General features: G+C 72.4%; 18 protein-coding genes. 11 read left to right on the plus strand and 7 right to left on the minus strand.

Going from position 1 to position 23,285, the window contains the following annotated elements:
- Positions 1–171: 171 nt before the first annotated feature.
- On the minus strand, positions 172–2,061 hold the full coding sequence (locus ACF08W_RS03280) for an ATP-binding cassette domain-containing protein (protein ID WP_392278225.1): 1,890 nt from the start codon (positions 2,059–2,061) through the stop codon (positions 172–174).
- 344 nt (positions 2,062–2,405) lie between these two features.
- On the opposite strand from ACF08W_RS03280, the gene ACF08W_RS03285 reads away from it, so the two are divergent.
- A complete protein-coding gene (locus ACF08W_RS03285) occupies positions 2,406–2,813 on the plus strand; it encodes a hypothetical protein (protein WP_392278226.1) in 408 nt (135 codons plus the stop codon).
- A 114-nt stretch (positions 2,814–2,927) separates the two neighbouring features.
- Here ACF08W_RS03285 and ACF08W_RS03290 read toward each other — a convergent pair whose 3' ends face one another.
- Both ACF08W_RS03290 and ACF08W_RS03295 read right to left on the minus strand, forming a co-directional pair.
- Positions 2,928–3,296 carry a VOC family protein gene (locus ACF08W_RS03290; protein ID WP_392278227.1) on the minus strand — a complete coding sequence of 123 codons (369 nt, stop codon included), beginning with the start codon at positions 3,294–3,296 and terminating at the stop codon, positions 2,928–2,930.
- A 353-nt stretch (positions 3,297–3,649) separates the two neighbouring features.
- A complete protein-coding gene (locus ACF08W_RS03295) occupies positions 3,650–4,615 on the minus strand; it encodes a pirin family protein (RefSeq protein ID WP_392278228.1) in 966 nt (321 codons plus the stop codon).
- 120 nt (positions 4,616–4,735) lie between these two features.
- Here ACF08W_RS03295 and ACF08W_RS03300 point away from each other — a divergent pair, with 120 nt between their 5' ends.
- A complete protein-coding gene (locus ACF08W_RS03300) occupies positions 4,736–5,236 on the plus strand; it encodes a carboxymuconolactone decarboxylase family protein (protein ID WP_366298522.1) in 501 nt (166 codons plus the stop codon).
- Positions 5,237–5,453: 217 nt separating this feature from the next.
- Here ACF08W_RS03300 and ACF08W_RS03305 read toward each other — a convergent pair whose 3' ends face one another.
- The 4 genes from ACF08W_RS03305 to ACF08W_RS03320 all read right to left on the minus strand — a co-directional run bounded on the left by ACF08W_RS03305 (position 5,454) and on the right by ACF08W_RS03320 (position 12,371).
- Positions 5,454–7,589 carry an ATP-binding protein gene (locus ACF08W_RS03305; protein ID WP_392278229.1) on the minus strand — a complete coding sequence of 712 codons (2,136 nt, stop codon included), beginning with the start codon at positions 7,587–7,589 and terminating at the stop codon, positions 5,454–5,456.
- Positions 7,586–8,290: a DUF4255 domain-containing protein gene (locus ACF08W_RS03310; RefSeq protein ID WP_352276768.1), complete on the minus strand. Its 705-nt coding sequence runs from the start codon at positions 8,288–8,290 to the stop codon at positions 7,586–7,588. Before ACF08W_RS03310 ends, ACF08W_RS03305 begins: the two co-directional genes overlap by 4 nt.
- Positions 8,287–11,379, minus strand: coding sequence for a hypothetical protein (locus ACF08W_RS03315; RefSeq protein WP_392278335.1), 3,093 nt, complete (start codon positions 11,377–11,379; stop codon positions 8,287–8,289). Before ACF08W_RS03315 ends, ACF08W_RS03310 begins: the two co-directional genes overlap by 4 nt.
- Before the next feature lie 263 nt (positions 11,380–11,642).
- Positions 11,643–12,371 (minus strand): LuxR C-terminal-related transcriptional regulator, encoded by a 729-nt coding sequence (locus tag ACF08W_RS03320; RefSeq protein WP_352276770.1) that lies wholly within the window; start codon positions 12,369–12,371, stop codon positions 11,643–11,645.
- 203 nt (positions 12,372–12,574) lie between these two features.
- Here ACF08W_RS03320 and ACF08W_RS03325 point away from each other — a divergent pair, with 203 nt between their 5' ends.
- The 9 genes from ACF08W_RS03325 (at position 12,575) to ACF08W_RS03365 (ending at position 23,282) form a co-directional block, all read left to right on the plus strand.
- Positions 12,575–13,879, plus strand: coding sequence for a hydrolytic protein (locus tag ACF08W_RS03325; RefSeq protein ID WP_392278230.1), 1,305 nt, complete (start codon positions 12,575–12,577; stop codon positions 13,877–13,879).
- A gap of 649 nt (positions 13,880–14,528) precedes the next feature.
- The gene (locus ACF08W_RS03330; protein ID WP_385218236.1) at positions 14,529–16,064 is read left to right on the plus strand and encodes a phage tail sheath family protein; all 1,536 of its coding nucleotides are present in this window, start codon (positions 14,529–14,531) and stop codon (positions 16,062–16,064) included.
- 41 nt (positions 16,065–16,105) lie between these two features.
- Positions 16,106–16,546: a phage tail protein gene (locus tag ACF08W_RS03335; RefSeq protein ID WP_352276775.1), complete on the plus strand. Its 441-nt coding sequence runs from the start codon at positions 16,106–16,108 to the stop codon at positions 16,544–16,546.
- Positions 16,543–17,043 (plus strand): hypothetical protein, encoded by a 501-nt coding sequence (locus ACF08W_RS03340; RefSeq protein WP_385218233.1) that lies wholly within the window; start codon positions 16,543–16,545, stop codon positions 17,041–17,043. Before ACF08W_RS03335 ends, ACF08W_RS03340 begins: the two co-directional genes overlap by 4 nt.
- Positions 17,040–17,198 (plus strand): DUF6760 family protein, encoded by a 159-nt coding sequence (locus ACF08W_RS03345; RefSeq protein WP_352276778.1) that lies wholly within the window; start codon positions 17,040–17,042, stop codon positions 17,196–17,198. The genes ACF08W_RS03340 and ACF08W_RS03345 overlap by 4 nt, the downstream gene beginning before the upstream one ends.
- Positions 17,199–17,202: 4 nt before the next feature.
- Complete coding sequence (locus ACF08W_RS03350; RefSeq protein WP_392278231.1) at positions 17,203–20,244, plus strand: hypothetical protein; 3,042 nt, start codon at positions 17,203–17,205, stop codon at positions 20,242–20,244.
- 61 nt (positions 20,245–20,305) lie between these two features.
- Positions 20,306–20,731 carry a phage tail protein gene (locus tag ACF08W_RS03355; protein WP_072486909.1) on the plus strand — a complete coding sequence of 142 codons (426 nt, stop codon included), beginning with the start codon at positions 20,306–20,308 and terminating at the stop codon, positions 20,729–20,731.
- A gap of 65 nt (positions 20,732–20,796) precedes the next feature.
- Positions 20,797–21,519: a LysM peptidoglycan-binding domain-containing protein gene (locus ACF08W_RS03360; protein WP_366299189.1), complete on the plus strand. Its 723-nt coding sequence runs from the start codon at positions 20,797–20,799 to the stop codon at positions 21,517–21,519.
- Positions 21,516–23,282, plus strand: a complete 1,767-nt coding sequence (locus tag ACF08W_RS03365) for a VgrG-related protein (protein ID WP_392278232.1) — start codon at positions 21,516–21,518, stop codon at positions 23,280–23,282. The genes ACF08W_RS03360 and ACF08W_RS03365 overlap by 4 nt, the downstream gene beginning before the upstream one ends.
- Positions 23,283–23,285 lie beyond the last annotated feature (3 nt).

The raw sequence follows: 23,285 nt of genomic DNA on the forward strand, positions 1-23,285 counted from the left end.
GTGGTTGCTGCCGTAGGTGTTCCACGTCTTGAGGGTCTCCTGGTCAGTGTTCATCGGTCCTCCACCGAAGAGGGAGAAGAGGGAGTGGGCGGGGGCAGAGGAGCAGGGCGTGGCGCACCACGCCGGGCGAACCCCGGAATTGCCCGGTCCGATCGAGCTGTGTGCCCGTGATCATCGGTCCTGGGACAGTCGAAGGAGCTCGGCGAAGGTTCCGCCGGCGTGGACGAGGTCGTCGTACCGGCCCTGTTCGGTGATCTGGCCGTGCTCCATCACGATGATGTGGTCGGCGATCTTGGTGTTCTCCAGACGGTGGGTGACCACGATGGTGATGCGGTCGGCGGCGATGGCCTTGATCTGCTCGAAGATCTGGTGCTCACCGCGCGGGTCCATCTGGGACGTCGGCTCGTCCAGGATCAGCAGACCCGGGCGGCGGTACAGGGCCCTGGAGCAGGCGATGCGCTGCCACTGTCCGCCGGACAGTTCCGAGCCGCCGAAGACCTCGCGGGACAGCAGGGTGTCCAGGCCGGCGGGGAGGTCGTCGACGGCTTCGCGCAGGTCGACCGCGTCGATCGCCTCCCACACGGGGCCGTCGTCGTGGGTGCGGGGCTGGCCGAGGGTGACGTTCTCGCGGAGCGGCATCGGCCACTGGGCGAAGATCTGTGGCACCAGGCCGGTCTGCTGCCACACACTGGCGGGGTCCACCTCGGCCAGGTCGGTGCCGTTCCAGGTGACCTTGCCCTTGTCGGCCAGGTAGATGCCGGTGAGCAGCCGGGTGAGCGTGGACTTGCCCGAGCCGTTCGCGCCGACGACGGCGAGGATCTGACCGCGTTCCAGGGTGAGGGAGACGCCGTCGACGGCGGGCTTGCCCTTGCCCGGGTACTGGTAGACGACCTCGTCGAGACGGATCTGCTCGACCCGGTCGCCGGGCCCGCGCGGGCCGCGCCGGGGAGTGCGGGCGGCGGCGTCGTCGAGGAATGCCTGCATGTCGCTCAGGTAGAGGCTGGTGTGGAAGACCGCGGCGCCGTTGAGGACGACCTGGGAGAGTGCGGCGAGTGTGGTCTGCACGGCGATGACGGCCGTGGCCGCGACCGCCAGTTCGATCCGGCCCGAGACTGCCAGCCACGCCAGCGTTCCCCAGGTCGCCACCAGGAAGACCCCGCCGGCGAGCGCGGACAGCACCGCGATCCGCAGGGTCCGCGGGGCGGCGGCCAGAGTGCGCCGGTCGCACCGGTCGGACAGGGCCCGGTACCAGTGGACGAGGTAATCGGTCATCGAGTTGGCGCGGACCTCGTCACCGTATTTCGACGCGGTCGCCCACCAGCGCATCATTCCCCGCACGTTGCGGTCGGCGATGTTGGCGTAGTGGATCTCGTAGTCGACCCGGGCGGTCAGCACCGCCCCCACCCCGGCCGGCACCACCGCGAGCAGGAGCAACGGCAGCATCAACGGATTCAGCACCGACAACACCCCGGCGGCGGAGACCATCCGGATCAGCGCGGACAGGAACCGCTGGGCGTCGGTGACCATCACCTGGGTGCGCATCACTCCCATCTCGGCGGCCTCGTGCCGGTCGGAGAACCCCTCCTCCGCGTACGCGGACGCCTCCACCCTGCATACCGCCTCGACCAGCGCGCTGTCCGTCTCCGTCGTCAGCCGCGGAGTGATCCGCCGCTCCGCGTACGCGGCCACCGCCGCCGTGCCGCGGCCGAGTGCGGCCGCGAGCGCGACCACGACCAGGGCCGACACGGCTCCGTGCAGCCGGTCGCCGGCCGACCCGTCGCCGAGGACGGGCCTCATGGCCCGGGCGGTGGCGGCCAGCAGCACGGCGGCCGACATGCCGGTGACGGCCTGGCAGCCCAGCAGCAGTTGCACGGCGCGCCGGTCGGTCCGCCACGACAGGCGGGCGATCCGGGCCAGCACGGCCGGGATCTGCCCGCACATCCGTCGGAAGGACACCTCGGCGAGCGGATTGACGGAGTACTGCCCGCTGTAGGTGATCTCCGCCGGTGGCGGCGGGGGAGGTGCGGTGGCCTGCTGTTCGTTGGCGGCGGCTGAGGTCAACGTGGTCTCCCTTGACGGTCGTCCAGCGTGGTCGGGAGGTTCAACGACCTGGTCGGGATATCGAACACATGTGTTTCGGTCGGTCCTGGAATCCCGAGTTAGAGCGGGCGGCGGTGTGTGGAGGATGCATGGACCCAACTCCCACAACAGGTGTGCGCACGCAGGGAGTTGGCCGAATCGCCGAGGATGCTCTTCACAGACCGGGACGGGCGCGTTGGTCCGCGCCGGCTCGCGCCGGGCCCCGTCCGGAGGCGGATGAGGGCATGAAGGTCATCCAGGTTTTCCGAAGAAGATGACCTACGCCAACGGAACGCCGGTGAACCAGTGAGAGGATGATGGTGATCATGACGGATTTCATCCGGGAGGGGCGGCTCTTCAGGGTCACCGGGTTCCTCCCCTCGCACCGGCAGCTCTTCCTGACCAGTCACGCCACGCTGGTGGACCGGACCACGACGCAGGTCGAGGTCTCTGTCGGGCATGTGGAACTGATGTTCCTCAAGCCCCTCTACCGGAACGGGCTCCACATCCGGCGGGCGACCTCCGACGAGTTCGGCGTGCTCAGCGAACGGCACGGCATTCCGGCGGAGGACGCCGCCTACACCTGGATGTTGGATCGGGACGGCGACAGCTTCGTCGTCGGCGGCAACCCGAGCTGGCGGGAGGCGGAGTACGAGCTGATGGGTGAGTGGCAGTCGTTGTACGACCAGCCCTGGCCGCCGGAGTTCCCGGCGGAATCGGGGTACGTCGACTGACCGCCCGCCGACCGGAGCCACCCCTGCCCGGAACAGGGAGGCCGCCTGTCGACGAGAGGGGGGCCGTCCCCAGTGAGATCCACTGGGGACGGCCCCCTCTCCGTGCCTACGGCGTCACTGAGGCGGGATCGGCTGGGTGAGGTTCACCGGGTTCCCGTCGGGGTCCTTGATGTGGGCGACGCGCTGTCCCCACGGCATGTCATTGGGGCCGCCGCTGACCGAGCCGCCCAGCGCCTCCACCCGGCCGAACGTCTCGTCGACGTCGTCGACACCGATGCTGAGCAGGATCCGCGGCTCCGTCCCGGTCCCCGCGTCCTCCTTGGCCACCAGCCCGAGGTCGGTGTCGCCGATACGCAAGCCGATGTAGAAGGCCGGACCTTCCTCCGGTACCCGGAAGATCTCCTCGGCGCCGAACAATTCCGAATAGAAGCCGAGCAGAACGTCCTGGTCAGCGGTCAGGATCACTGGCTGGATGGTGGACATGGCACTCCTGTCGAGAACGGTCGTGTCACTGGGTGGACCGTTCGAGGACGGTGAACTCATCGGTAGATCCACCCCGCCGGACGATCCACAACACAGACTGCCGCCCGAATTCCTTCGACTGCTGGTCGACGCCGAACTTGCCGTGCAGAGATCCGACTCACAACTGCGCCCCGGATATCCGGGGCGCAGTTGTGATCCCTGTCTTTGGCTGATGTTGCGTCAGTAAAATCGGCATCAGGTCGGCATGAGTCCGACTGAACGCTGTGACGGACGGTCGAACTTTCTGACGGCTCCAGCTGCGGGGGTGCGGCGAGGCTCCGGTCGCCGCACTTCCCGCCCATCGGATATGCAGGTCAGCGCAGGCTGCGGGGCCTCAGGCGGGTGTTGGGGAGTTCGGGTGCGGGGAGGCGGTCACCCGGATAGCCGTGTACCTCGCCGAAGCGTTCGGAGGCGTTCTCCCAGTCTTGACGGGCTTGGGTAATATCTTCATGAGATCGGCCGATGAAGTTCCACCACATGACGATCTCCTCCTCGAACGGGGGACCGCCGAGCAGCACCAGCCGGGCCGGCTCTTCGGAGGTGTTGGTGAGTTCCAGCGCCTCGCGGCCGGGGCCGGCGTAGCCCAGCTCCGCCCGGTCCACGGCGGTCCCGGCCAGGCGGACGGAGCCCTGGTCGACGAGGACGCCGTGCTCGAACGCGGGATCCACGGCGAGGGTGAGGCTCGCGTGCGGGTCGAGGACGATCTCGGCGCCGAGCAGCGGGGTGAAGGTGCGTACGGGGGAGGCGTCGCCGCACAGGCTCCCGAGGAAGACCCGGACCAGGGCCCCGTCCACCCGGACCGGCTCGGGGGCGTAGTGCTGGAAGTCGCGTTCCGCGTGCCGGTGCTCCTCGGGGAGTGCCACCCAGAGCTGGACCCCGTGCAGGACGGTGGTGCGCGGGGTCGAGACCTCCGTATGGCTGATGCCGTGGCCGCCGGTCATCAGATTGAGCTCGCCGGGGCGTACGAAGGCGTGGCTGCCCAGGCTGTCGCGGTGCTCGATCTCACCGGTGAAGAGCCACGACACGGTCTGCAGCCCGGTGTGCGGGTGGGGTGCGACGTCCATGCCGCCGGTCGCGGCGACATCGTCGGGGCCGTAGTGGTCGGCGAAGCACCAGGCGCCGATCAGGGAGCGGGACCGCTGGGGCAGGGTGCGCCGTACCGTCATCGCCCGCGGACCGCCCAGCGGGACGTCGCGGGCCGACAGCACCTCGACGCGGGGCTCCTCGCTCACCGAGGCCGCGCAGCGCACCTCGGCCGGTTCCGTCTCAGCGTTGCTCATCGTGGACCGCCCTCGGCTCCATTATTGTTGGATATTCAACTACCATGGTGGATCATAGAACACCATGGTCCGGGGCGCACCGCAAGCGTGCCCGGCCGCCCCGGTCAGAAGGAGATCCGAGTGAGCGCCACCACACCCGCGGACGGTCGACGGGTCTACGTCGACAAGCAGACCCCCAAGGCGTACCAGGCCCTGGTCCAGACCTCCGAGGCGGTCCGCGCGAGCGCCGCCGAAGCGGGGCTGGACCGGGTCCTGGTGGAGCTGGTCAACCTCCGGGTCTCCCAGCTCAACGGCTGCGCCTACTGCCTGGACGTCCACACCAGGGCGGCGCTGCGCGCGGGCGAGACCACCCAGCGCCTCGGGGTACTGGCCGCGTGGCGGGACACCGAGGTGTTCACGGCGCGGGAGCGCGCGGCCCTCGCCCTCGCGGAGGCCACCACCCACCCCGCGGACGCCTCCGCGCAGGAGACCGCCTACGCGGCGGCCCGCGAGGAGTTCGACGACACCGAGCTCTCGGCGATCGTCTGGGTGGCGATCACGATCAACGCCTTCAACCGGGTCTCCATCCTCAGCAAGCACCCGGTGCGCAGGGCGCCCGCGATCCCGGCACCGGGCCGCTGAGCGCCGCCCCCGGGCGCCGCAGGCGTGTGTCGGACACCCTCTAGGACCTGTCTTCAAACTGCCGTCGTCCGGCCGGAGGCCGGGCCGTGCGGTGTCCGGTGCGTGCGATCGCAAGGCGGAGGGTCGCTCCGATACTGGATGTATCGGGGTGACCCCGACAACGCGGCGAGCGTGCGTGCCGGGCGCCGCACGGCAGGCGGCAGTTTGAAGACAGGTCCTAGGAACCACCCGGCCGCGCCCGCTCCAGCCAGGGGCCGAACTCGCTGTCCCGGACCAGCCGCCCGAGCTTGCGGTACTCCTGGAGCACCGCCGTGACGATCTGCTCCATACCGAGCGGTTCCCCCGACTCCGCCGCCAGGTAGGCGGCGGTCACCGCGCAGGCCCGGATCGACCCGCCCGCCAGCTGGAAACGCTCCGCGCAGAACTCCAGGTCGAGCCCGGCCCCGCGCGGGAGGGCCGGTCCGAGACAGCGGTCCCACAGGGCGAGCCGCTGGGCCGCGTCCGGCATCGGGAACTCCGCGATCACATCGAGGCGACGGGTGAACGCCTCGTCGAGATTGCCCCGCAGATTGGTCGTGAGCACCGCGATCCCGTCGAACGACTCCATCCGCTGAAGCAGATACGCGGACTCCACATTGGCATGCCGGTCGTGCGCGTCCTTCACCTGCGAACGCTTCCCGAAGATGGCGTCCGCCTCGTCGAACAGCAGGATGCCGTTGACGTCCGACGCCTCGACGAAGATCCGTTCCAGGTTCTTCTCGGTCTCGCCGATGTACTTGTCGACCACCGTGGACAGATCGATCACATAGAGCTCCATGCCGAGCTCCGACGCCAGCACCTCGGCGGACATCGTCTTGCCGGTGCCGGACTCGCCCGCGAACAACGCGATGATCCCGCGCCCCCGCCCGCCGCCCGGCCGCATCCGCCACTCCCCGAGGACCTGCTCCCGGTGGCGGGCGCGCAGCGCCAGCTCGGACAGTTCGCGCCGGGCCGTGTCGGGCAGGACGAGATCGTCCCAGCCGACCGCCGGTTCGATCCGGCGGGCGAGCCGTTCGAGCCCCGCCCCGTTCTGGGCCCGCACCGCCGCCCGCAGGTCCCGCACGTCCACCGCGCGTTCCTCCACCGCCGCCAGCCGGGCGGCGACCGAGGCTGCCCGGCGTACCTGCGCGGCGTCGAGCCGGTACGAGGAGGCGGCCCCCACCAGCGCTTCGACGTCCGGTCCGCCCCCGCCGGGAAGCCCGGTCGCCGCAGCGGCCCCGGCGAGCGCCCGGCGCCACCGGCGCGCCGACTCCTCGGGACCGGGGGACGGGACGGTAACGACGACGGGGCTCTCCTCCGCCCACAGCGGATCCCAGTGCTTCTTCCCGTACGCGACCAGCGGGACGCCGTCGAGCGCCGCGCACAGGCTTCCGAGCAGCCGGGCGCCCCCGGGCTGCTCCGGGGCCAGCGCCTCCAGCGGCCCGAGGACGACCCCGCCCCGGTCCAGCCGGGCCTCGGCCGCCAGGATCCGCACGGCCTCCGCCGGTTCGGGCAGGGCGGTGAGGGCGGCGATGTCGACGACCAGAGGGCGGCGCCCCGCGGCGACCAGCGCCGCGACGGCCACCCCGCCCGGGTCCCCGCCCCGGTCCAGCAGATGCACCAGGCCGCCGCCGGTGCCCAGGCCCGCCGCGACCCGCCGCACCAGCGGACCGTCGTCCGCCCCCGCGCCGGGGCCGGCCGCCCGGACCAGCCCGCGCAGCCTCCCGTCGACCACGTCGTCGCCGAGCAGATGGGCGGTGACCCGGTCCGGCACCCGCAGCACCCGGGAGAGCAGCGGCCGCTCCGCCTCCACCACCTCCACCAGCCCGCCCGCCACCAGCGGGGCGAACGGCGCGAACCGGAACCGCCCGCCGCCCGCGGCGGGCAGCCCGCACAGTTCGAGCGCCAGACCGATGGTGGGCCGACGCCGGGTCAGATCGTCGTTGAGATAGCCGTACAGCCGCTCGAACCGGCTGTCCACGTCCGGGGCCATCGCGACCAGCAGCAGATCGACGTCGAGCGGAAGCAGCCCGAAGGCGTCGGCCAGCCGGCCGAGGCGGCCGCCGGACGGGATCCCCGGACCGGGCCCGCCGCCGTACGGGGGGACCGGGGAGAACGCGTCGCGGGACTCGACGATCCGCGCCGCCGCCTCAGGAGTGAGGTACTGCCCCCGGAACGGGTCGTCCGGCTGCGGGTCGGCCGCCCGCCGCACCGCCACGGCCTCCCTGACCCGCTGCTCGACGTGGACCAGCTGCTCCCAGAGGTCCGCGACGGCCGCCGCCGGGGCGTCGGCCGCCCCGTGGAGCGCCTCCTCCGTACTCCGTGCCGTGCTCATCGGGCGGCTCCCCCTCGGCGGCGCCGACCCGGCGGCAGCTGCCGCTCGCGCTCCGCGGCGAAACCGCGCTCGCCGGGATCGGAGACACCGTCGTAGCGCAACCGGCGCCCCGGGCTCGCCTCCCCGCCGTCCCGGGCCGCGGCGGTCCGTACCACCAGCCCCTCGGTGACCGGCGGCCCGGCCTGGGTCCGCTCCCCGGCCAGCGGCGCCCACACCCGCAGGTCGATCGCGGCCTTGAGCTCGCCGCCGAGCGCGGACCACACGTCCGAGGCGGACGGCCCGTCGAACCCGGGGCCCGCCGCCTCGATCTCCACCGACAGGCCCAGCTCGGCCAGGCTGCCCGTCCGCATCCGGTCGGGCAGTACGTCGGACCGTACGAGACAGCGCAACACCTCGGAGAGCAGGCGGTGTTCGTCCTGCGGGTGGTTCGTCCAGGCGGTCACCAGATAGGTCAGCTCGAACCAGCGCGGCGGGGTCCGCCAGCCGACGACCATGCCCTCGTCGTCGTGCTCCTCGGCGGTTCCGGTGCGGCGCCGGGTGGCGTCCTCCCGGATCCGGTGCAGGAAGACACTGATCGTGGGCGCGTTGCGCCGGGCCGACCACTCCTTCGTCGGCGCGTCGAAGACCAGGTCGACACCGCTCTCCTGGAGCCCGGAGTCGATCAGCAGCAGCCGCAGTCCCTCGTCCACTTCGTGGATCATCGACGCCCCACCTCGTCCGGCGGGACGATGGTCCCCGCGACCACCAGGAAGTCCACGGGAGCCGCCTTGAACCCCGGCCCGGTCGCGGTGATCGTGCGCGGTCCGGTCTCGTCCTTCGCCAGGATCAGCAGCTGCGCGATGAACGTGCCGTCGCGGCGCGGAAGAGTCGGCACCGCGGCGGCCGTGATCCCCGGCTTCCACGTCAGCTTCACCGGCGCGCCGGGCGGGAAGTCCTTGCCCCGTACGGAGGTGACGAATCCCGGCTTGCCGACCTCGGGCACCGTGATGATCCGGGGCTGGAGGACGCGCAGCTTCTGCCGGGACACGTTGTCGCTCCGGTCCGCGTCGGTGCCGGTGGTGGTCAGCGTCCCGGTGATCGTCGCGGTCAGCGCCCGGTCGGGCTTGAGCACGACCCGGACGACCGTGGAGGCGCCCGGCGCCAGATCGGGCAGCGCGCACGTGCCCCGCGCGCAGCCGGCCGGGAGCGGGCCCGCCGGGATGCGGCCGGGCAGCCCGAGCTTCAGCCGCAACCCGGTGGCCAGGGCGTTTCGCCCGTTGCGCACGGTGTACGTCACCACGACCCGGCCGCCCACGTAGCCCGGGTTGGGCAGGGCCTTCACGGTGACGCCCGGTCCGGCCTTCGGCGCGGGCGGCTCGGGGGCCGGGGGTTTGGGCTTCGAGGGGGTCGGGGAGGGCGTGGGCGCGGGGGCCTCCGTGACCGGGACGGTCGTCGCGCTGGCGTTGTCCGTGGGGTTCGGGTCCACCACGGAACCGGCGACCGACCAGCCGATCCGCTGGTCTCCCGCCGTCACCCCGGTCAGCCGAGCGGTGACCGTCACGCTCTGACCGGGCCGCAGCGCCCCCAGTGCGCACTGGGGCGATCCGGCGGCACAGGAACCGACCGGGGTGGTGAGCTCCTCCAGGCGCACCCCGGCCGGAGCGTCGAGGGTGAGCACCGTGCCGGGCGAGACGGCGGGGCCCCGGTTGGTGACGGTGACCGTCGCCTCACCGGTGGAGCCGGTCTCGATCGAGGGGACGGTGGGCGGCGCGGTCAGGGACAGGTCGACGGACTTCTGGAAGGCGGGCTCCTTCTGCCGTCCCGCGAGCGCCCCGCCGAGCGGCGTGAGGGCGCCCGAGGCCAGGTCCAGGATGGAGAGCTGTTCCGGGGAGTTGGCGTCGGCCTCGCGGCGCGAACTCAGCACGACGCGTTCGCCGTCCGGCGACCAGGCCACGTCACGGGGCTGGAAGGGGCCGTACGACGGGGGATCCGGAATGTCCTGGCGGCAGGCGTCGGGGTCGTTCCGCCGGGTGTCGGGGAGCACGACCCGGCAGGTGCCGCCGTTCAGCGACGTGATGATGACGCCGGTGCGACCGTTGTCCTGGTCGTTGCCGCCGTCCTTGCGGTTGAAGGCGATGCTGGTGCCGTCCGGGGAGAAGGCGGGGCTGTCGTCGAGCTTCTTGCACTCGCCGGGGCAGATCTTGGCGCTGAGGTCGCTCTGCTGGCCGAGCGCGTCCACCGGCGCGGTCCAGATGTGCTTGATGCCGCCCAGTCCCCGGATCTCGTGATTGCGGGTGAAGGCGAGCGTCTTGCCGTCCGGCGACCAGGCCGGCTGGGCGTCCTGCCCCGTCAGCTGCCCGGCCGGCGGCACGACCCGGCCGATGATCGCGCCCGTCGCGACATCCGCGATCAGGACGCTGCTCGGTCCGGCGTTCGCACCGGTCCCGCCGGGCGAGACCCTGGCGAACGCGAGCTTGGTGCCGTCCGGGGAGAAGGCGGGGTCGGTGTCCCAGTCACCGGGGGCGCGCCCGGCGAGCGGGAGCGGGGCCGCGTTGGCGCCGTCGGCGTCCACCAGGAAGATCTGCTCGCCGCGGGCCCGCTTGGCGCCCTCGAACCGGGTCACGACGATGCGGCGGCCGTCCGGGGTGTAGCTCTGCCGCTCGCTCCACGGGTCGAAGTCCGCCTTCGGGTTGAACAGGAGCTTCGCGTTGCCGACGGCATCGGGGTCCTCGTGCAGGATCGGGACTCCGAGGTCCCGGGGGTCCGAGCCGTCCTGCCGGACGTCCTGGAGCGTCGCGACGACCGCATTGTCGTCGTTGTCGTTGCCCGGCCTGCGGGACGTCTGCCGGGAGACGATGGCGGTACCGCCGTCCAACGGGCCCGTCCAGGTGGGTGAGTCGACCTTGCGGTTCTCGTCCAGCTCGGTCCTCGGCACGGCCCCGTCGAAGGCGGTTCCCCGGTAGACACGTTCGTACTGGCACGTGCAGTCGCGGCCGAGGTAGAGCAGACCCGATCCGTCCGACAGCCAGGCGGCCGAGCGGGTGCGCCAGGTCGCCAGTCCGCCGCCCAGCAGCGCGCGGTCGGTGCCGGGACGCCCCTCGGTCACCCACAGCCTCGGGTCGTCCTCCTTGGGGGAGGGGTTGAGGGTGTACGCGATCCGGTCGCGGTGGGCGTCGTCGTCCACCGGGTTCCACGCCGGTTCGGTCGCGCTGCCGGTCGCATTGCTGACGACCTTCGCCGGTCCACCGGACACGGCCTGTTCGTAGATGATCCCGGCGCCGCCGGTGCCGGAGTCGCAGGAGAACGCGACGCGGGTGCCGTCGGGGGAGAAGGTCGGGGAGGTCTCGTTGTTCGGGGTGTCGGTCAGCCGCCGCAGTCCGTCGCCGTCGACCCCGATGACCCACAGGTCGCGCTGGACCTTTCCGTCCGCGCCCCGTTCCGCGGAGTCGAACACCACGGTCAGTCCGTCGGGGGAGAGTTCGGGGTGTGCCGCGTCCCGGTCGCTGGTGAGCTTGAGTACCGTTCCGTCCGCCTCGCGCACGTACACCTGGGGCCGCACGCTGTCGCGCAGGCTGGTGAAGACCATCCGGTCGCCGCGTACGAACGGGTCCTGGTCGTAGTGGGTCGGCCCCTCCCCGAACAGCGGGTCGGAGTTGTCCTTCCCGGTGACCCGGCCGATGCTGCGGTGCTCGGTCCCGGCGTAGGTGATGCGTCCGGCGTCGACCGGCTTCTCGTCCGCCGCGGCGGCCAGCCGTGGCGCACCCTGCGGGGCGGACGCGGAGCCCGCCACCAGCAGCGGGGCCAACAGCATCACAGCGCCCACCAGTCGGCCCAGCCTGGTCTGTCCCGCAGGGCCAGCAGTGCCGGTCACGGCCCACCTCACAGTCTCTCGATGACTCTCCAAGCACAGCATCGTGGCTGCGCCGGGCGGGGGACAGGTCCCAAGTACCCGGACCGGGGGAAGCGACGGTTGCCCTTTGCGGCGCCCCGCGGCCCGTCCGGCCCGGGACCGTACGGACCGGCACGGCCGCGTACGGACCGGCGGGCCTCCGCGACGGAGGCCCGCCGGCGGGCTCAGATAAGCCCGTGGCGCATGGTGTAGCCGACGGCGTGGGCCCGGTTGCGCAGTTCGAGCCGGGTCACCACCTCGTGCAGCACGTTCTTGACGGTGCGTTCGGAGTACGAGGTCTTCTGCGCGATCTCGGCGGTGCCGTAGCCCTCCGAGACCAGTCTGATCATCTCGGCCTCCCGCGTCGTGAGGGTGGAGAGGGAGAGCCCGCGGGGGTCGAGGACGGTGCGCTGGAGGCTGCTGACGTGGTCGAGGAGCTTTCCGAGCAGGTCGCCCGGGAGCACACCCTCGCCGTTCGCCATCGCCGTCACCAGGTGCACCAGGCTGTTCTGATCGGCCTCCGCCCGGCGCAGCACGGCGGCGACACCGCACTCGATCATGGTCTGGAGGGCACCCGACTCGAAGAATCCGACGACGAGTCCGGTGCGGGTCACGGTGTTGCGCTGGAGGCGCTGGAGCAGTTGGATGGTGCGTTCGTCCACCATGTCCACCACCACCAGGGAGACCTGGGCGCGGTCCGCCTCTGCCTCGTCCACCAGTTCTATCTCCGGGCGGGGGCGTATCTGGTGGACCACACCGGTCCGCAGGATCAGATCCTCCGCGTACACGGCCACCGAGACCCGGTCCCCGGGGGTCGTCCGGGTGCCGGTCGCGGCGGCGCGTTCCGCCGCGGTGGGCCTGCGGTAACGGCCGCGGTCCGCCGCCCCGTTCATCGTCTCTGCTGTGATCGTCATGTCGTTTGCGTGCCTGTCTTCCTCGGATGTTCCGTTCGGTACCCCTGTTGCCGCGCTCGGCCGCACCGGGTCCGGCATGGCGAACGGGCCCGCGGGAGGGTCGGCGGGACACCGGTCCGGTGGGCCCCCGGGGCACCACCCCTGCCCGATCGTTGCCCTCGCGTCTCTGCTGCCGGGCCCCGGTCGCGGCCTAACGTCGCATCGTGACCACATCTGCCGAACTCGAAACAACCACGCTGACGGTGTCGCCCGGCGCCGAAGCGACGACCACACTGACCGTGCGCAACGACGGCGACATCGTCGAGGCGTACACGCTCGAAGTGGTCGGTGACTGCGCCGCGTGGAGCACCGTCGAGCCGGCGAGGGTCTCCCTCTACCCCGGTACCTCCGAAGTGGTGACCGTACGGCTGACGCCGCCCCGGTCCCACGAGGTCCGCGCCGGTGAAATCCCCCTGGGCGTACGGGTACTGCCCGCGGAGCGCCCCGAGTCGGTGGCCGTACCCGAGGCCACGGTGGTCGTCGAGCCCTTCCACGAGCTGCGGGCGGACCTCGATCCGCGCAGGCGCTCCGGCTGGCTCGGCGCACGCTTCCGGACCGCGGTGCAGAACCGGGGGAACACCGCGGTCGACGTGGCACTGACCGGGAGGCAGGAGGGGGAGGAGCTGAAGCTCGCCTTCACCCCGGCCGAACAGCGCCTGGAACCGGGCGAGTCCGCCGAGGTGGGGCTGAAGGTCAGGACCCGGAAGCTGATCTGGTTCGGCAAGCCCGTCGCCTGGCCGTTCGAGATCGAGGTTGCCGAGCCCGTCCAGGACGGTGCCGCCGAGGCGGAGCCCGGCCGGAGCGAGAAGGTGCCCGGGGAGTTCTCCCAGATCCCGGTGCTGCCCCGGTGGTTGCTGATCGTGCTGGCCGCGCTGCTGGCGCTGTTGCTGGCCTGGTTCGCGCTGGTCCGCCCCGCGATCAAGAGCAGCGCGGAACAGGCGGTCGCGAAGGCCGCGCAGGAGAAGACGCCGCCCGGCGGGAAGCAGGACTCCGCGGCAGGCGGCACGGGCGACCAGGGGAACGGCCAGAACAAGGGGGACGGCAAGGGCCAGGGCAACTCGTCCGGCGGTGGTTCGGGCGGATCGGGTTCGGGCGGCGGGAACGGCAACCCCGAGCAGATCTCGGCGACGATCGACGTGCAGACCAAGGCCGGGGGCGAGAACAAGGGGACGTACCCGGTCGACCCGGGCAAGGTCTTCGGGGTCACCGACATCGTCGTGGCCAACTTCCAGGGCGACGAAGGGGTGCTCACGATCTACTTCGGCGACCGGAAGATCACCACCATCGCGCTGGAGACCTTCCGCAACCAGGACTACCACTGGGTCACCCCCATCGAGATCCAGGAGAACGAGAAGGTCACCGCGTCCGTGACCTGTGCCAAGCCGGGCACGCCCGCGACCGGAACCCAGGCTTCCGGATGCCATCAGGTGCTGAATGTCAGCGGTGAGCTGAAAGACGTCGCCCGGTAGAAACGGAACGTCGGCCCCCCGGCTTTCCCGCAGAGTGATGAGAACAGCAGAAAACCCCGTCGAGTGAAACCCGGCTGGTCGGGCGCGTGGCAGTTTCTTTCGCCCGGTCAGATGGGAGGTCTGGACCTCTCGGTTGCATTCCGGCGCCCGGATGGCGTGGGACTTTCGGTCCCCGACCCTTCCGGTAGTGCCGGGGAGACCGGGTGGGACGGCCGCCTGCCTGCCGAGGCCGTGGTTTCCGAATGGTCGGTCGGGGGTTTCGGCGTGCTCTGAAATATGGCTGGTTTACGTCTGTCCGCTATGGAGCGGGGGTGTTGCGCGAGCCGGCGGGGGGAACCGCGGGAATCCCTGGCGGGGTGGGGTGCGGCGTGAATCGCGCTAGCAGAACGTTCGGCAATTCAGCGGGTGAACACGCCGGTGACGGCGGAGAAAGTCCTGCTGAAATGAGTTGTACATCGTGCCGTCATAAAGACGGCCCGTGAAATGTGGCGTACGCCACGAACGGTCCGCGAGGGGAAACGGATCCCGCCGCGCGGGTGCCCGGGAAGGCAGCGGTCTTGCCCCGTGCCCAGGACCTTGGGACCTACTGTCCGCCATGGCCGCCGGGGAAGACTCGGCGACGAACGAACGACCACGCGAAGGAGCGAGCATGCCGTCGTACCTCACCCCCGGTGTTTACGTGGAGGAGGTGCAGTCCGGAGCGCGGCCCATCGAGGGAGTCGGCACCGCGGTCGCAGCCTTCGTCGGTTTCGCGGAGTCCGGCCCCTTCCACCAGCCGACGCTGGTGACCAACTGGGACCAATACGTCCAGACCTTCGGCACCTTCACCCCCGACACGTATCTGACCCCCGCGGTCTACGGCTACTTCGCCAACGGTGGCGGCGCGGCCTACATCGTGCGCATCGGCGGCCCGGCCGAGGGCGCCGAGGGTACGGAGCGGGGCCGGGCGGCGGAGGCGGCTCCGGCGACCGTCCTCGGCGGCTTCCAGGTCTCCGCCCGGCCCGGCGCGAGCGGGGAACTCTCCGTGGAGGTGGCCGACGCCGAGGGCGAGAACCCCCCGGAGGACCGGTTCCGGCTCCTGGTCCGGCAGGCCGGCAAGGTCGTGGAGACCTTCGAGGCGTCCAGCCGCAAGAACGTCAAGGGCTACCTGGTCACCCAGGCCCGCCAGTCCAAGCTCATCCAGGTCACCGAGCAGCCCGGCGCCACCCCGGCCCGCCCGGAGAACCAGACCCTCGCCCTCGCCCCGGCCGCCGCACCGGGCGCCGGGGTCGCCCGGCTCGACCCGGCCGAGTACGTCGGCGACGCCACCGCCCGTACCGGGTTCGCCGGCCTCGAAGCGATCGACGAGATCACCATGGTCGCCGTCCCGGACCTGATGAGCGCCTACCAGCGCGGCGACATCGACGCCGACGGCGTCAAGGCCGTGCAACTGGCGGTGATCTCGCACTGCGAGCAGATGGGCGACCGGGTCGCGGTGCTGGACACCCCGCCCGGCATGAACGCCCAGCGCGTCCGCACCTGGCGCAACGACGACGCCGGATACGACTCGCGCTACGCGACCGTGTACTACCCGTGGGTCAAGGTCTTCGACCCGGCGACCGGCCAGAACACCCTGGTACCGCCGAGCGGCCACGTCGCCGGTGTCTGGGCGCGCAGCGACGGCGAGCGAGGCGTGCACAAGGCCCCCGCCAACGAGGTCATCCGCGGCGCGCTGGACCTGGAGGTCCGCCTCAGCAAGGGCGAGCAGGACCTGCTCAACCCGATCGGCGTCAACTGCGTACGGGCCTTCCCCGGGCGCGGCATCCGGATCTGGGGCGCGCGCACCCTCTCCTCCGACCCGGCCTGGCGCTACCTCAACGTGCGCCGCCTCTTCAACTACCTGGAGGAGTCCATCCTCCTGGGCACCCAGTGGGTGGTGTTCGAGCCGAACGACGACCGCCTCTGGTCGAGCATCCGGCGCAACGTCACGGCGTTCCTCACCGAGGAGTGGCGCCGGGGAGCCCTCTTCGGCCGCACGGCCGAGGAGGCGTTCTACGTCAAGTGCGACCGTGACAACAACCCGCAGGAGTCGATCGACCTCGGTCAGGTCGTCTGCGAGATCGGCGTCGCCCCGGTGAAGCCCGCGGAGTTCGTGGTCTTCCGCCTCGCGCAGTTCTCCGACAGCACGAGCCTCGTCAACGAGTGACCCGGCAGGGTCCGCAAGAACGGAACAGGTGACACAGAGTCATGGCAGAGGGCGATGCTCTTTCCACTCACGTCTTCGGCGTGCAGCTCGGCGGCTATCTCGTCGAGTCGATCCAGGAGATCAGCGGCCTGACGGTCGAGGAGGAGGTCGTCGAGGTCCGTCAGGTGACCTCCGACGGCAAGCAGATCATCCGCAAGCAGCCCGGCGCGCGCCAGGCTGGCGAGGTGACCATCACCCGCGGGCTCGACAAGAGCAGCGAGTTCACCAAGTGGATCAAGGAAACGCTCAACAACGGGGCGGTCGACACCGCGCGCCAGAACCTCACCATCGAGATCAAGGACTCGAAGGGTGACACGGTCCGGCGCATCCAGCTCATGCAGGGCTGGGCCAGCAAGTGGGAGGGGCCCTCGCTGAAGGCCGGCGAGTCCAGCCCCGCCACCGAGTCGGTGACCATCACCTTCGAGGAGATCGTGGTCGAATGAGGCGACGGACCGTTACGTCGGGCGGGCTCGAAGAAGTCCTCGACAGCCTCGCCTCGGCCACGTCCGCCGCGCGGGAGGAGGCGCCGGCCCAGACGCCCGCGCCTCCCGCCGCCCGGAACCAGCCGGACCTGCGTACGGAGTTCGAGTTCGAGCTCCCGCGCGGATTCGTCGACGACGACGGCCAGGTCCACCGGACCGGCTCCATGCGGCTGGCGACGGCCCGCGACGAACTGCGCCCGCAGATCGATCTGCGGGTGAAGGAGAACCCGGCGTACCTGAGCGTGGTGCTGCTGAGCCAGGTGATCACCCGGCTCGGCACCATCACCGACGTGCACGCCGGGGTCGTCGAGCGGATGTACGCCACGGACGTGGCGTTCCTCCAGGACTTCTACCGCCGCATCAACAGCGAGGGCCACACCCACGCGGCGGTGACCTGTCCGCTCTGCCAGGGGTCGTTCGAGGTGGACCTCTCGGGTGGGCGCCTGGGGGAATCGTGACGTACGCCCTTCCCCGCCTGCGGGAGGAGATCGCGTACATCGCCTACCACTTCCACTGGCAGCGAGAGGACATTCTCGACCTCACCCACGGTGAGCGTCAGGAATGGGTGCGGGAGATAGCGCGGATCAACACCCGCGTCAACGAAGGCGGGTGATCGTGTGGGGTTCGGAAGCTGGTTCCGCAGGGCGGACCGGGAACGGTCCGGGGCGCTGGACCGGGACGGGGCCGACACCGGTCGCGCCCCGGAACCGGCGCAGGCGCAGGCGCGGGAGCCGGAGCCCGAGTCCGGCCGGGGCGACGGCGGTGCCGCGCGGACGGCCGGTGACTGGGACGGCGGCTGGCGGCGGGTGACGCCTCCGGCGGTGACCGTCGCCCGGTCGTCGATCGGGGTCAGCGACGGACTCCGGTTCCGGGACGGCCTCGCCTCCTGGCAGGACCTCTCCTTCGGGAGCGAACTCGGCCACGCCGTGCTGCCGTCCGCGCCGGTGGGGCTCATCCACGGCGTCGCCCGCCCCGGCGCCGCCCGCTCGGATTCCCCGGGCGGACCGCTGCTGCTGCGCGCCGCCCGTACCGCGCCCGAGGAGGAGCCGACGAGCGGTCCGGGCCGACCGGCGCCCGCGACGGCGGGCGACAGGACCGGCAGGGGCGGGGCACCCGGGAAGCCCGCCCCTGCCACCGCCCAACGGGCCCCCGTCCAGCGGGCCACCAGGGCACCGGACCGGCGTTCCGCCTCCGCCTCCGCCCCGGCAACGACCGCGGATCCGGTCGCCGCGCCCACCCCGCAGTACCAGCAACCGGCGGAACCCGCCCGGACCCGGCCCGCCCGGCCCGCGGCGGTACGTCCGCAACGGACCGCGCCGCCCCTGATCGTCGCCCGGCGCCCCGTGATGCCGCTGCGGCGGATCGCCGGGATACGGCCGGCCGGCGAGCCGGCCACCGCTCCCGCACCGGCCGCTCCCGCACCGACCGCGTCCTCATCCCCGTCCTCGTCCGTGTCCGCTTCGGCACCGGCCGTGCAGCGGGCGGAGCGCGCGGAGGCGTCGCGGCCGAACCCGACCGTGCGCGCGGAGAGCCCCCGGACCGCCTCGACCGCCTCGCCGGAGGCGGCATCGACGGGTGACCCCGCCACGGCCCGTCCCGCGGAGACGGTGCGCCCCGCCCTGGGCCGCCCCCTGCGCGAGCTGCCCATGGGCGCGATCCCCGCCGGGCGGGACACGCGGAGCACCCCCGCGCCGTCCGCCCCGGAGGGGGCGGGCCCGGGGATGCCCGTGATCCAGCGGCAGACGCCGGACGCCACGGCTCCGTCGACTCCGTCGGCCCCGGCCACACCGGCATCGATGCCGAACCGGACGTCGGCCCCGAAGCCCCCGCCGTCCCCCTCGGCCTCCCTCCCCGTACAGCCGTCGCGGTCCGAGCCGGGGCGGCCCGGCAGGTCCGGCGCGCGGGCCCGTGGCGGGATCGGCACCCCTCTTCCCGCGCTTCCGCCCACGGCCCGGACCGGTAACGACGCGCCGCTGCTCGGCGACCGGAGCCGGCCCCGGGCCGGAGCCACGACCCCGCCGCCGGGCCCCGGGACGCCGCGCCCCGCAGCCACCCCGGCCGGTCCCGCGCCGCAGCAGCCCACCGCGCCCGCCGACCTGCCCGTGCGCTCGTCCGCCGCGCCCGCGGGCCCCGGCGCCCCGGCCCCGGCCCGCCCCGAGCCGGTCCAACGGGCAGCGAGCGACACCGCCGCGAACACCACGTCCACGAAGTCCACGTCCACGAAGTCCACGTCCGCGAACACCACGTCCACGAGGACCACTTCCGCGAGGGCCACTTCGGGACACGCGACTTCCACGGGGTCCGCGTCCGCGAGGACCGCCGCCCCCGCGCCTTCCGGTCCTGTGCGACCGGTACGCATCCGGCGGGTCGCCCCGGACCGGGCACCGGGACAGGGGGCCGGACCGGTGCCGCCGCTGCCCTCCGTCCAGCGGGCGCGGCCGCTGCTGACGAACCGCGCCCTGAAGGTGAACACCGGCTCCGGCGAAGGCTTCTCCGGCCCGGCGGCACGCGCCTCGGCCAGACCGGTCGTACCGGCCACCTGGCGCCGCGACACACCGCAGCCCGTGGCCGCCCCACCCGCCCGGGACGGATCCCCGAACCCCGGCCCCGCGAACGTCGGTGCCGGGAACCCGAGTACCGGAAGCCCCGGCCCGGGGATTCAGCGCACCACGCGGGGCGCCGTTCCCCGACCGGCCCTCCGCCGACCAGGCACCACCGCCCCGGCCGAGGCCGCCCAGCCGCACCGGCCCGGGGCGACTCGCGGCCCCGCGTCCCCGGCCCCCGGCGAAACCGTCGTCCGTACCTCCGGACCCGCGTCCACATCCGCACCGACGTCCGCGCCCGGACACACGTCCACGTCCGCGCCCGCGTCCGGTCCCGCATCCGCCGCCGGATCCGTGCCGGGGCCGGGCGCGCGGACCGGCCGGGCGGAGCGCGGGGCGGGTGGCGGCTCCCTGCTGCGGCTCGTGCAGCGCTCGGTACGTGGGGGCGGGGCGAGGACCGGGCCCGACGACCGCCCGCAGGCGGGACCCGCCGCACACCGTCCGGAGCAGCCGTCCCCGTCCCTGCCCGCGGTGACGCGACCGGCTCCCGGAGCCGGGGCTGCGGCCTCCTTCGCGCCCCGGCCGGCCGTTCCGGTGGTGCGACCGCACCCGCCCGCCCAGAGCGGTGCGGGAGCGCCCGTCACCCCCGTACAGCGCGCGCCGCTGCCGGTGGTGCCCGAGTCCGCCACCGCCCTGCCCGTGGGACCGCAGGCCGGTCCCGGTTCCATGCCGCCCGGGCCGCCGGCCCTCTCGGTGCGCGTCCCCCGCCGCGCACCGGCCACCGTCACTCCCGCCGACGTCGCCGCCCCGCCACCACGCCCCGGCACCTCCGCCCACACCGCCGAGGCGATCCAGCGCGCGGTGGCCGACGCCGGGATCACCGGTGTTCCGGTGCGGGCCGTCCAGCCGAAGACGAAGCCCGCCACGCCGGGGCACCCCGGCCCGGCAGTACCCGCCGGGCCGGCCGCCGCGGACGCCCGGGCCGAGAACCGGATCACCGGCGCGGACATCGAGGAGCTGGCCCGACGGCTGATCGACCCGGTGAGTCGGCTGATCCGCGCGGACCTGCGCCGAGGACGGGAACGCACCGGACGGCTGTACGACGGCCGTCGCTGACCGGCAACGAACGGCCGTACACAGCAAGGAACTTGGAAGAAGCCGGGAAGAAGAGAAGCACATGACGGACAACATCTTCGCGACGAGCGTGTTCTTCAAACTCGTCATCGGGGGCAGCGACCTGGGCGCCTTCCACACCTGCTCGGGGCTGGGCGCCGAGGTGGAGATGGAACAGTACGCCGAGGGCGGCAACAACGGCTTCACCTGGCAGCTGCCGGGCCGGATCACCTGGACCAACATCACACTGACCCGCCCCGTCACCGCCGACACCCTCAAGATCGCGCGCTGGCTCAACGAGACGATCCAGCGCGTCGAGCCCAAGGACGGCGAGATCGTGGCACTCCGCCCGGACCTCAGCCGCATCATCAGCTGGCAGGTGCACGGCATCGTGCCGGTCCGCTGGCAGGGGCCGTCCTTCGACCCCGCCAACTCCCAGGCGGCGATCGAGACACTGGAGATCGCCCACGAAGGACTGGAGCCGTCCTGATGAACCCCCGTACCGCCGGACGGCACCGACCGTAGACCCCGGAGAGAACCGGGAGGAGGAGCGCAATGTCACCCGCTGTCCGCGCGAGCCGCGCTCGCGCCCAGCTGACCATCATGGAACCGCCGTCGACCGTCGGCGCCAAACCGGGCGGGAACCTCGCCAGAATCACCCTGCAGTTCAACCCCGCGAAGCTGTCGCTGAGCAAGAGCACCGAGTGGCGGCGCACCCCGTCCCGGATGGCCGGGCAGTCCGCGCTGCCCGAATTCGTGGGCAGCGGCCCCCGGTCGCTGTCCCTGGAGGTCTTCCTGGACTCCACCGCCACCCATGACAACTCGGTCGAGAAGGCCGTGGAGCAGATGATGCTGGCCTGCGTGCCCACCCCGAGCAGCCTGGCCCGCAAGACCCCCGCCAGCCCCTGGGTCCGCTTCGACTGGGGCACCTCGAAGACCACGTCCTTCGACGGCGTGCTCTCCAACTTCTCGGTCACGTACACCCTGTTCGACGTCGACGGGAAGCCACTGCGTGCCACCTGCTCCCTGTCGATCGAGGAGGCGAGCGTCGACCCGGCGGGCCAGAACCCCACCTCCGGCTCGCGGGAGGCCCGGCGCACCCACCGGGTCGTCGCCGGGGACAGCCTGCCGCTGCTCGCCTGGCGGGAGTACGGCGACGCCACCGCATGGCGCACCATCGCGGAGGCCAACGACGTGGACGACCCGATGCAGCTGGTCCCGGGCACGGAACTGGTCGTGCCCGGCCTGGAGACCCATGTCCCGGAGGGCGGCCGATGACCGCCCCCGGCCGCTCCTTCGCCGCGGACCCGATCGTCGAGGCCCCCGCCGAACTGCCGGCCGCCTGGGCCGCCCAGCTGGTGAGCTGTGTCGTGGACGAGAACGTCGGCCTGCCCGACACCGCCGTCCTCACCTACCGCGACCCCGACCACAAACTGCTCACCGCCACCGGCATCACCATCGGCAACCCGCTGAAGATCTCCGTGGTCACCGTGCAGGAACGGGCGCGGGAGCGGCTGTTCACCGGTGAGGTCACCGCGATCGAGCTGGACAGCGACACCACCGGATCGTTCACCGTGGTCCGGGCGTTCTCCCGGGCCCACCGCCTCCAGCGCGGCCGGAAGGTGGTGGCCTTCCGCAACATGAAGGCCGCCGACATCGTCCGCAAGGTCGCCGCCGGTGCCGGGCTGGCCTGCGGGAGGATCGAGGCCGCGCCGGTCACGTACCGGCAGCTGACCCAGCCCAACGTCTCGGACTGGGAGTTCCTCCAGTTCCTCGCGGGGGAGAGCGGCGCCCAGGTGCGGGTGGACGATCAGGGGCTGCTCCAGTTCGTGAAGCCGAAGCCGGCCTCCTCCGCCCCCGCGCCCAGCACCCCGGCGAGCCGCCACCCGATGGTCCTGGAGTACGGGCGCAACCTCCTCGCCCTGCGCGCGGTGCTGACCGGTGCGGACGGGGCGGACAACGTGGAGGTGCGCGGCTGGAACGTCGACACCAAGTCCCGGCTGGTGGCCCGTGAGCAGTCCCTCCGCAGCGACACGGTGGTCCCCGGGATGAGCCCGTCGGTGGTGGCCGGGGCGTTCGGCGGGGGCGCGACGATGACGGTCGCCGACACCCCGTACCGCACCCAGGCCGAGGCCACGGCGGTGGCCGGGGCGGTCGCCGCCTCGGTCGGCTCCGGGTTCGGGGAGATCGAGGCGGTCGCCGAGGGCAACCCCCACCTGCGCGCGGGCGAGCCGGTGGCCCTCGGCAACGTCGGCCCCGCGTTCGCCGGGCGCTACACGGCGACCGCCGCCCACCACGTGCTCGAACCCAACGGCGGCTACCGGACGACGGTCCTGGTCAGCGCCGCCCCCGACCGCTCCCTGACCGGGCTGGCCAGCGGCGCGAACGCGCCCTCGCGAGGCCCGAGGATGCCGGGACTCGCGATCGGCGTGGTCACCGACATCCGCGAGGGCCAGGCCGAACGCGGCTGGGTCAAGCTGAAGTTCCCCTGGCTCGACGACACCTACGTCACCGACTGGGTCCGCACCGTGCAGTGGGGCGGCCAGGGCGGCGGCGGGGTGTTCAGCCCCGAGGTCAACGACGAGGTGCTGGTCGGCTTCGAACAGGGCCTGCTGGACAGCCCGTACGTGATCGGCGGCCTCTACAACGGCGTCGACAAGCCCTCCCCGCACGACGTCCCCCTGGTCGACGCGACCAGCGGAAAGGTCAACCGGCGCTCCCTGGTGTCCCGTTCGGGCAACCGGCTGGAACTGCTGGACGCGCCGCGCGGCCCGTCCGGCGTCCGCATCGCCACCGGCGACAAACGGCTCGACGTCCGGCTGGACGAACGCAAGGGCGAGATCGCCCTGACCGTGTACGCACGCGGCGGCGGCCGGGCGCTCAGCTCCGTGACCCTCTCCTCCTCCGGCATCACACTGGACGCGGGGACGGGCGACGTGAACATCAAGGGCAGCTCCGTCACCGTCAACGGCAGAACCGGTGTCACGATCGACGGCGGACTGCTCGGCGTACTCAAGGCGAAGCTCATCAGGATCAACTGACCG

Origin of the sequence: Streptomyces sp. NPDC015144, from assembly GCF_043079735.1 — a bacterium.
In the GTDB taxonomy this organism is placed as follows: domain Bacteria; phylum Actinomycetota; class Actinomycetes; order Streptomycetales; family Streptomycetaceae; genus Streptomyces.

Excerpts from the sequence above, each read along its gene's own strand:
- ACF08W_RS03285 (WP_392278226.1), top strand. The coding sequence starts at position 2,406 with ATGACGGATTTCATCCGGGAGGGGCGGCTCTTCAGGGTCACCGGGTTC.
- ACF08W_RS03290 (WP_392278227.1), bottom strand. The coding sequence starts at position 3,296 with ATGTCCACCATCCAGCCAGTGATCCTGACCGCTGACCAGGACGTTCTG.
- ACF08W_RS03295 (WP_392278228.1), bottom strand. The coding sequence starts at position 4,615 with ATGAGCAACGCTGAGACGGAACCGGCCGAGGTGCGCTGCGCGGCCTCG.
- ACF08W_RS03305 (WP_392278229.1), bottom strand. The coding sequence starts at position 7,589 with ATGAGCACGGCACGGAGTACGGAGGAGGCGCTCCACGGGGCGGCCGAC.
- ACF08W_RS03310 (WP_352276768.1), bottom strand. The coding sequence starts at position 8,290 with ATGATCCACGAAGTGGACGAGGGACTGCGGCTGCTGCTGATCGACTCC.
- ACF08W_RS03315 (WP_392278335.1), bottom strand. The coding sequence starts at position 11,379 with ATGCTGTTGGCCCCGCTGCTGGTGGCGGGCTCCGCGTCCGCCCCGCAG.
- ACF08W_RS03320 (WP_352276770.1), bottom strand. The coding sequence starts at position 12,371 with ATGACGATCACAGCAGAGACGATGAACGGGGCGGCGGACCGCGGCCGT.
- ACF08W_RS03330 (WP_385218236.1), top strand. The coding sequence starts at position 14,529 with ATGCCGTCGTACCTCACCCCCGGTGTTTACGTGGAGGAGGTGCAGTCC.
- ACF08W_RS03335 (WP_352276775.1), top strand. The coding sequence starts at position 16,106 with ATGGCAGAGGGCGATGCTCTTTCCACTCACGTCTTCGGCGTGCAGCTC.
- ACF08W_RS03340 (WP_385218233.1), top strand. The coding sequence starts at position 16,543 with ATGAGGCGACGGACCGTTACGTCGGGCGGGCTCGAAGAAGTCCTCGAC.
- ACF08W_RS03355 (WP_072486909.1), top strand. The coding sequence starts at position 20,306 with ATGACGGACAACATCTTCGCGACGAGCGTGTTCTTCAAACTCGTCATC.
- ACF08W_RS03360 (WP_366299189.1), top strand. The coding sequence starts at position 20,797 with ATGTCACCCGCTGTCCGCGCGAGCCGCGCTCGCGCCCAGCTGACCATC.
- ACF08W_RS03365 (WP_392278232.1), top strand. The coding sequence starts at position 21,516 with ATGACCGCCCCCGGCCGCTCCTTCGCCGCGGACCCGATCGTCGAGGCC.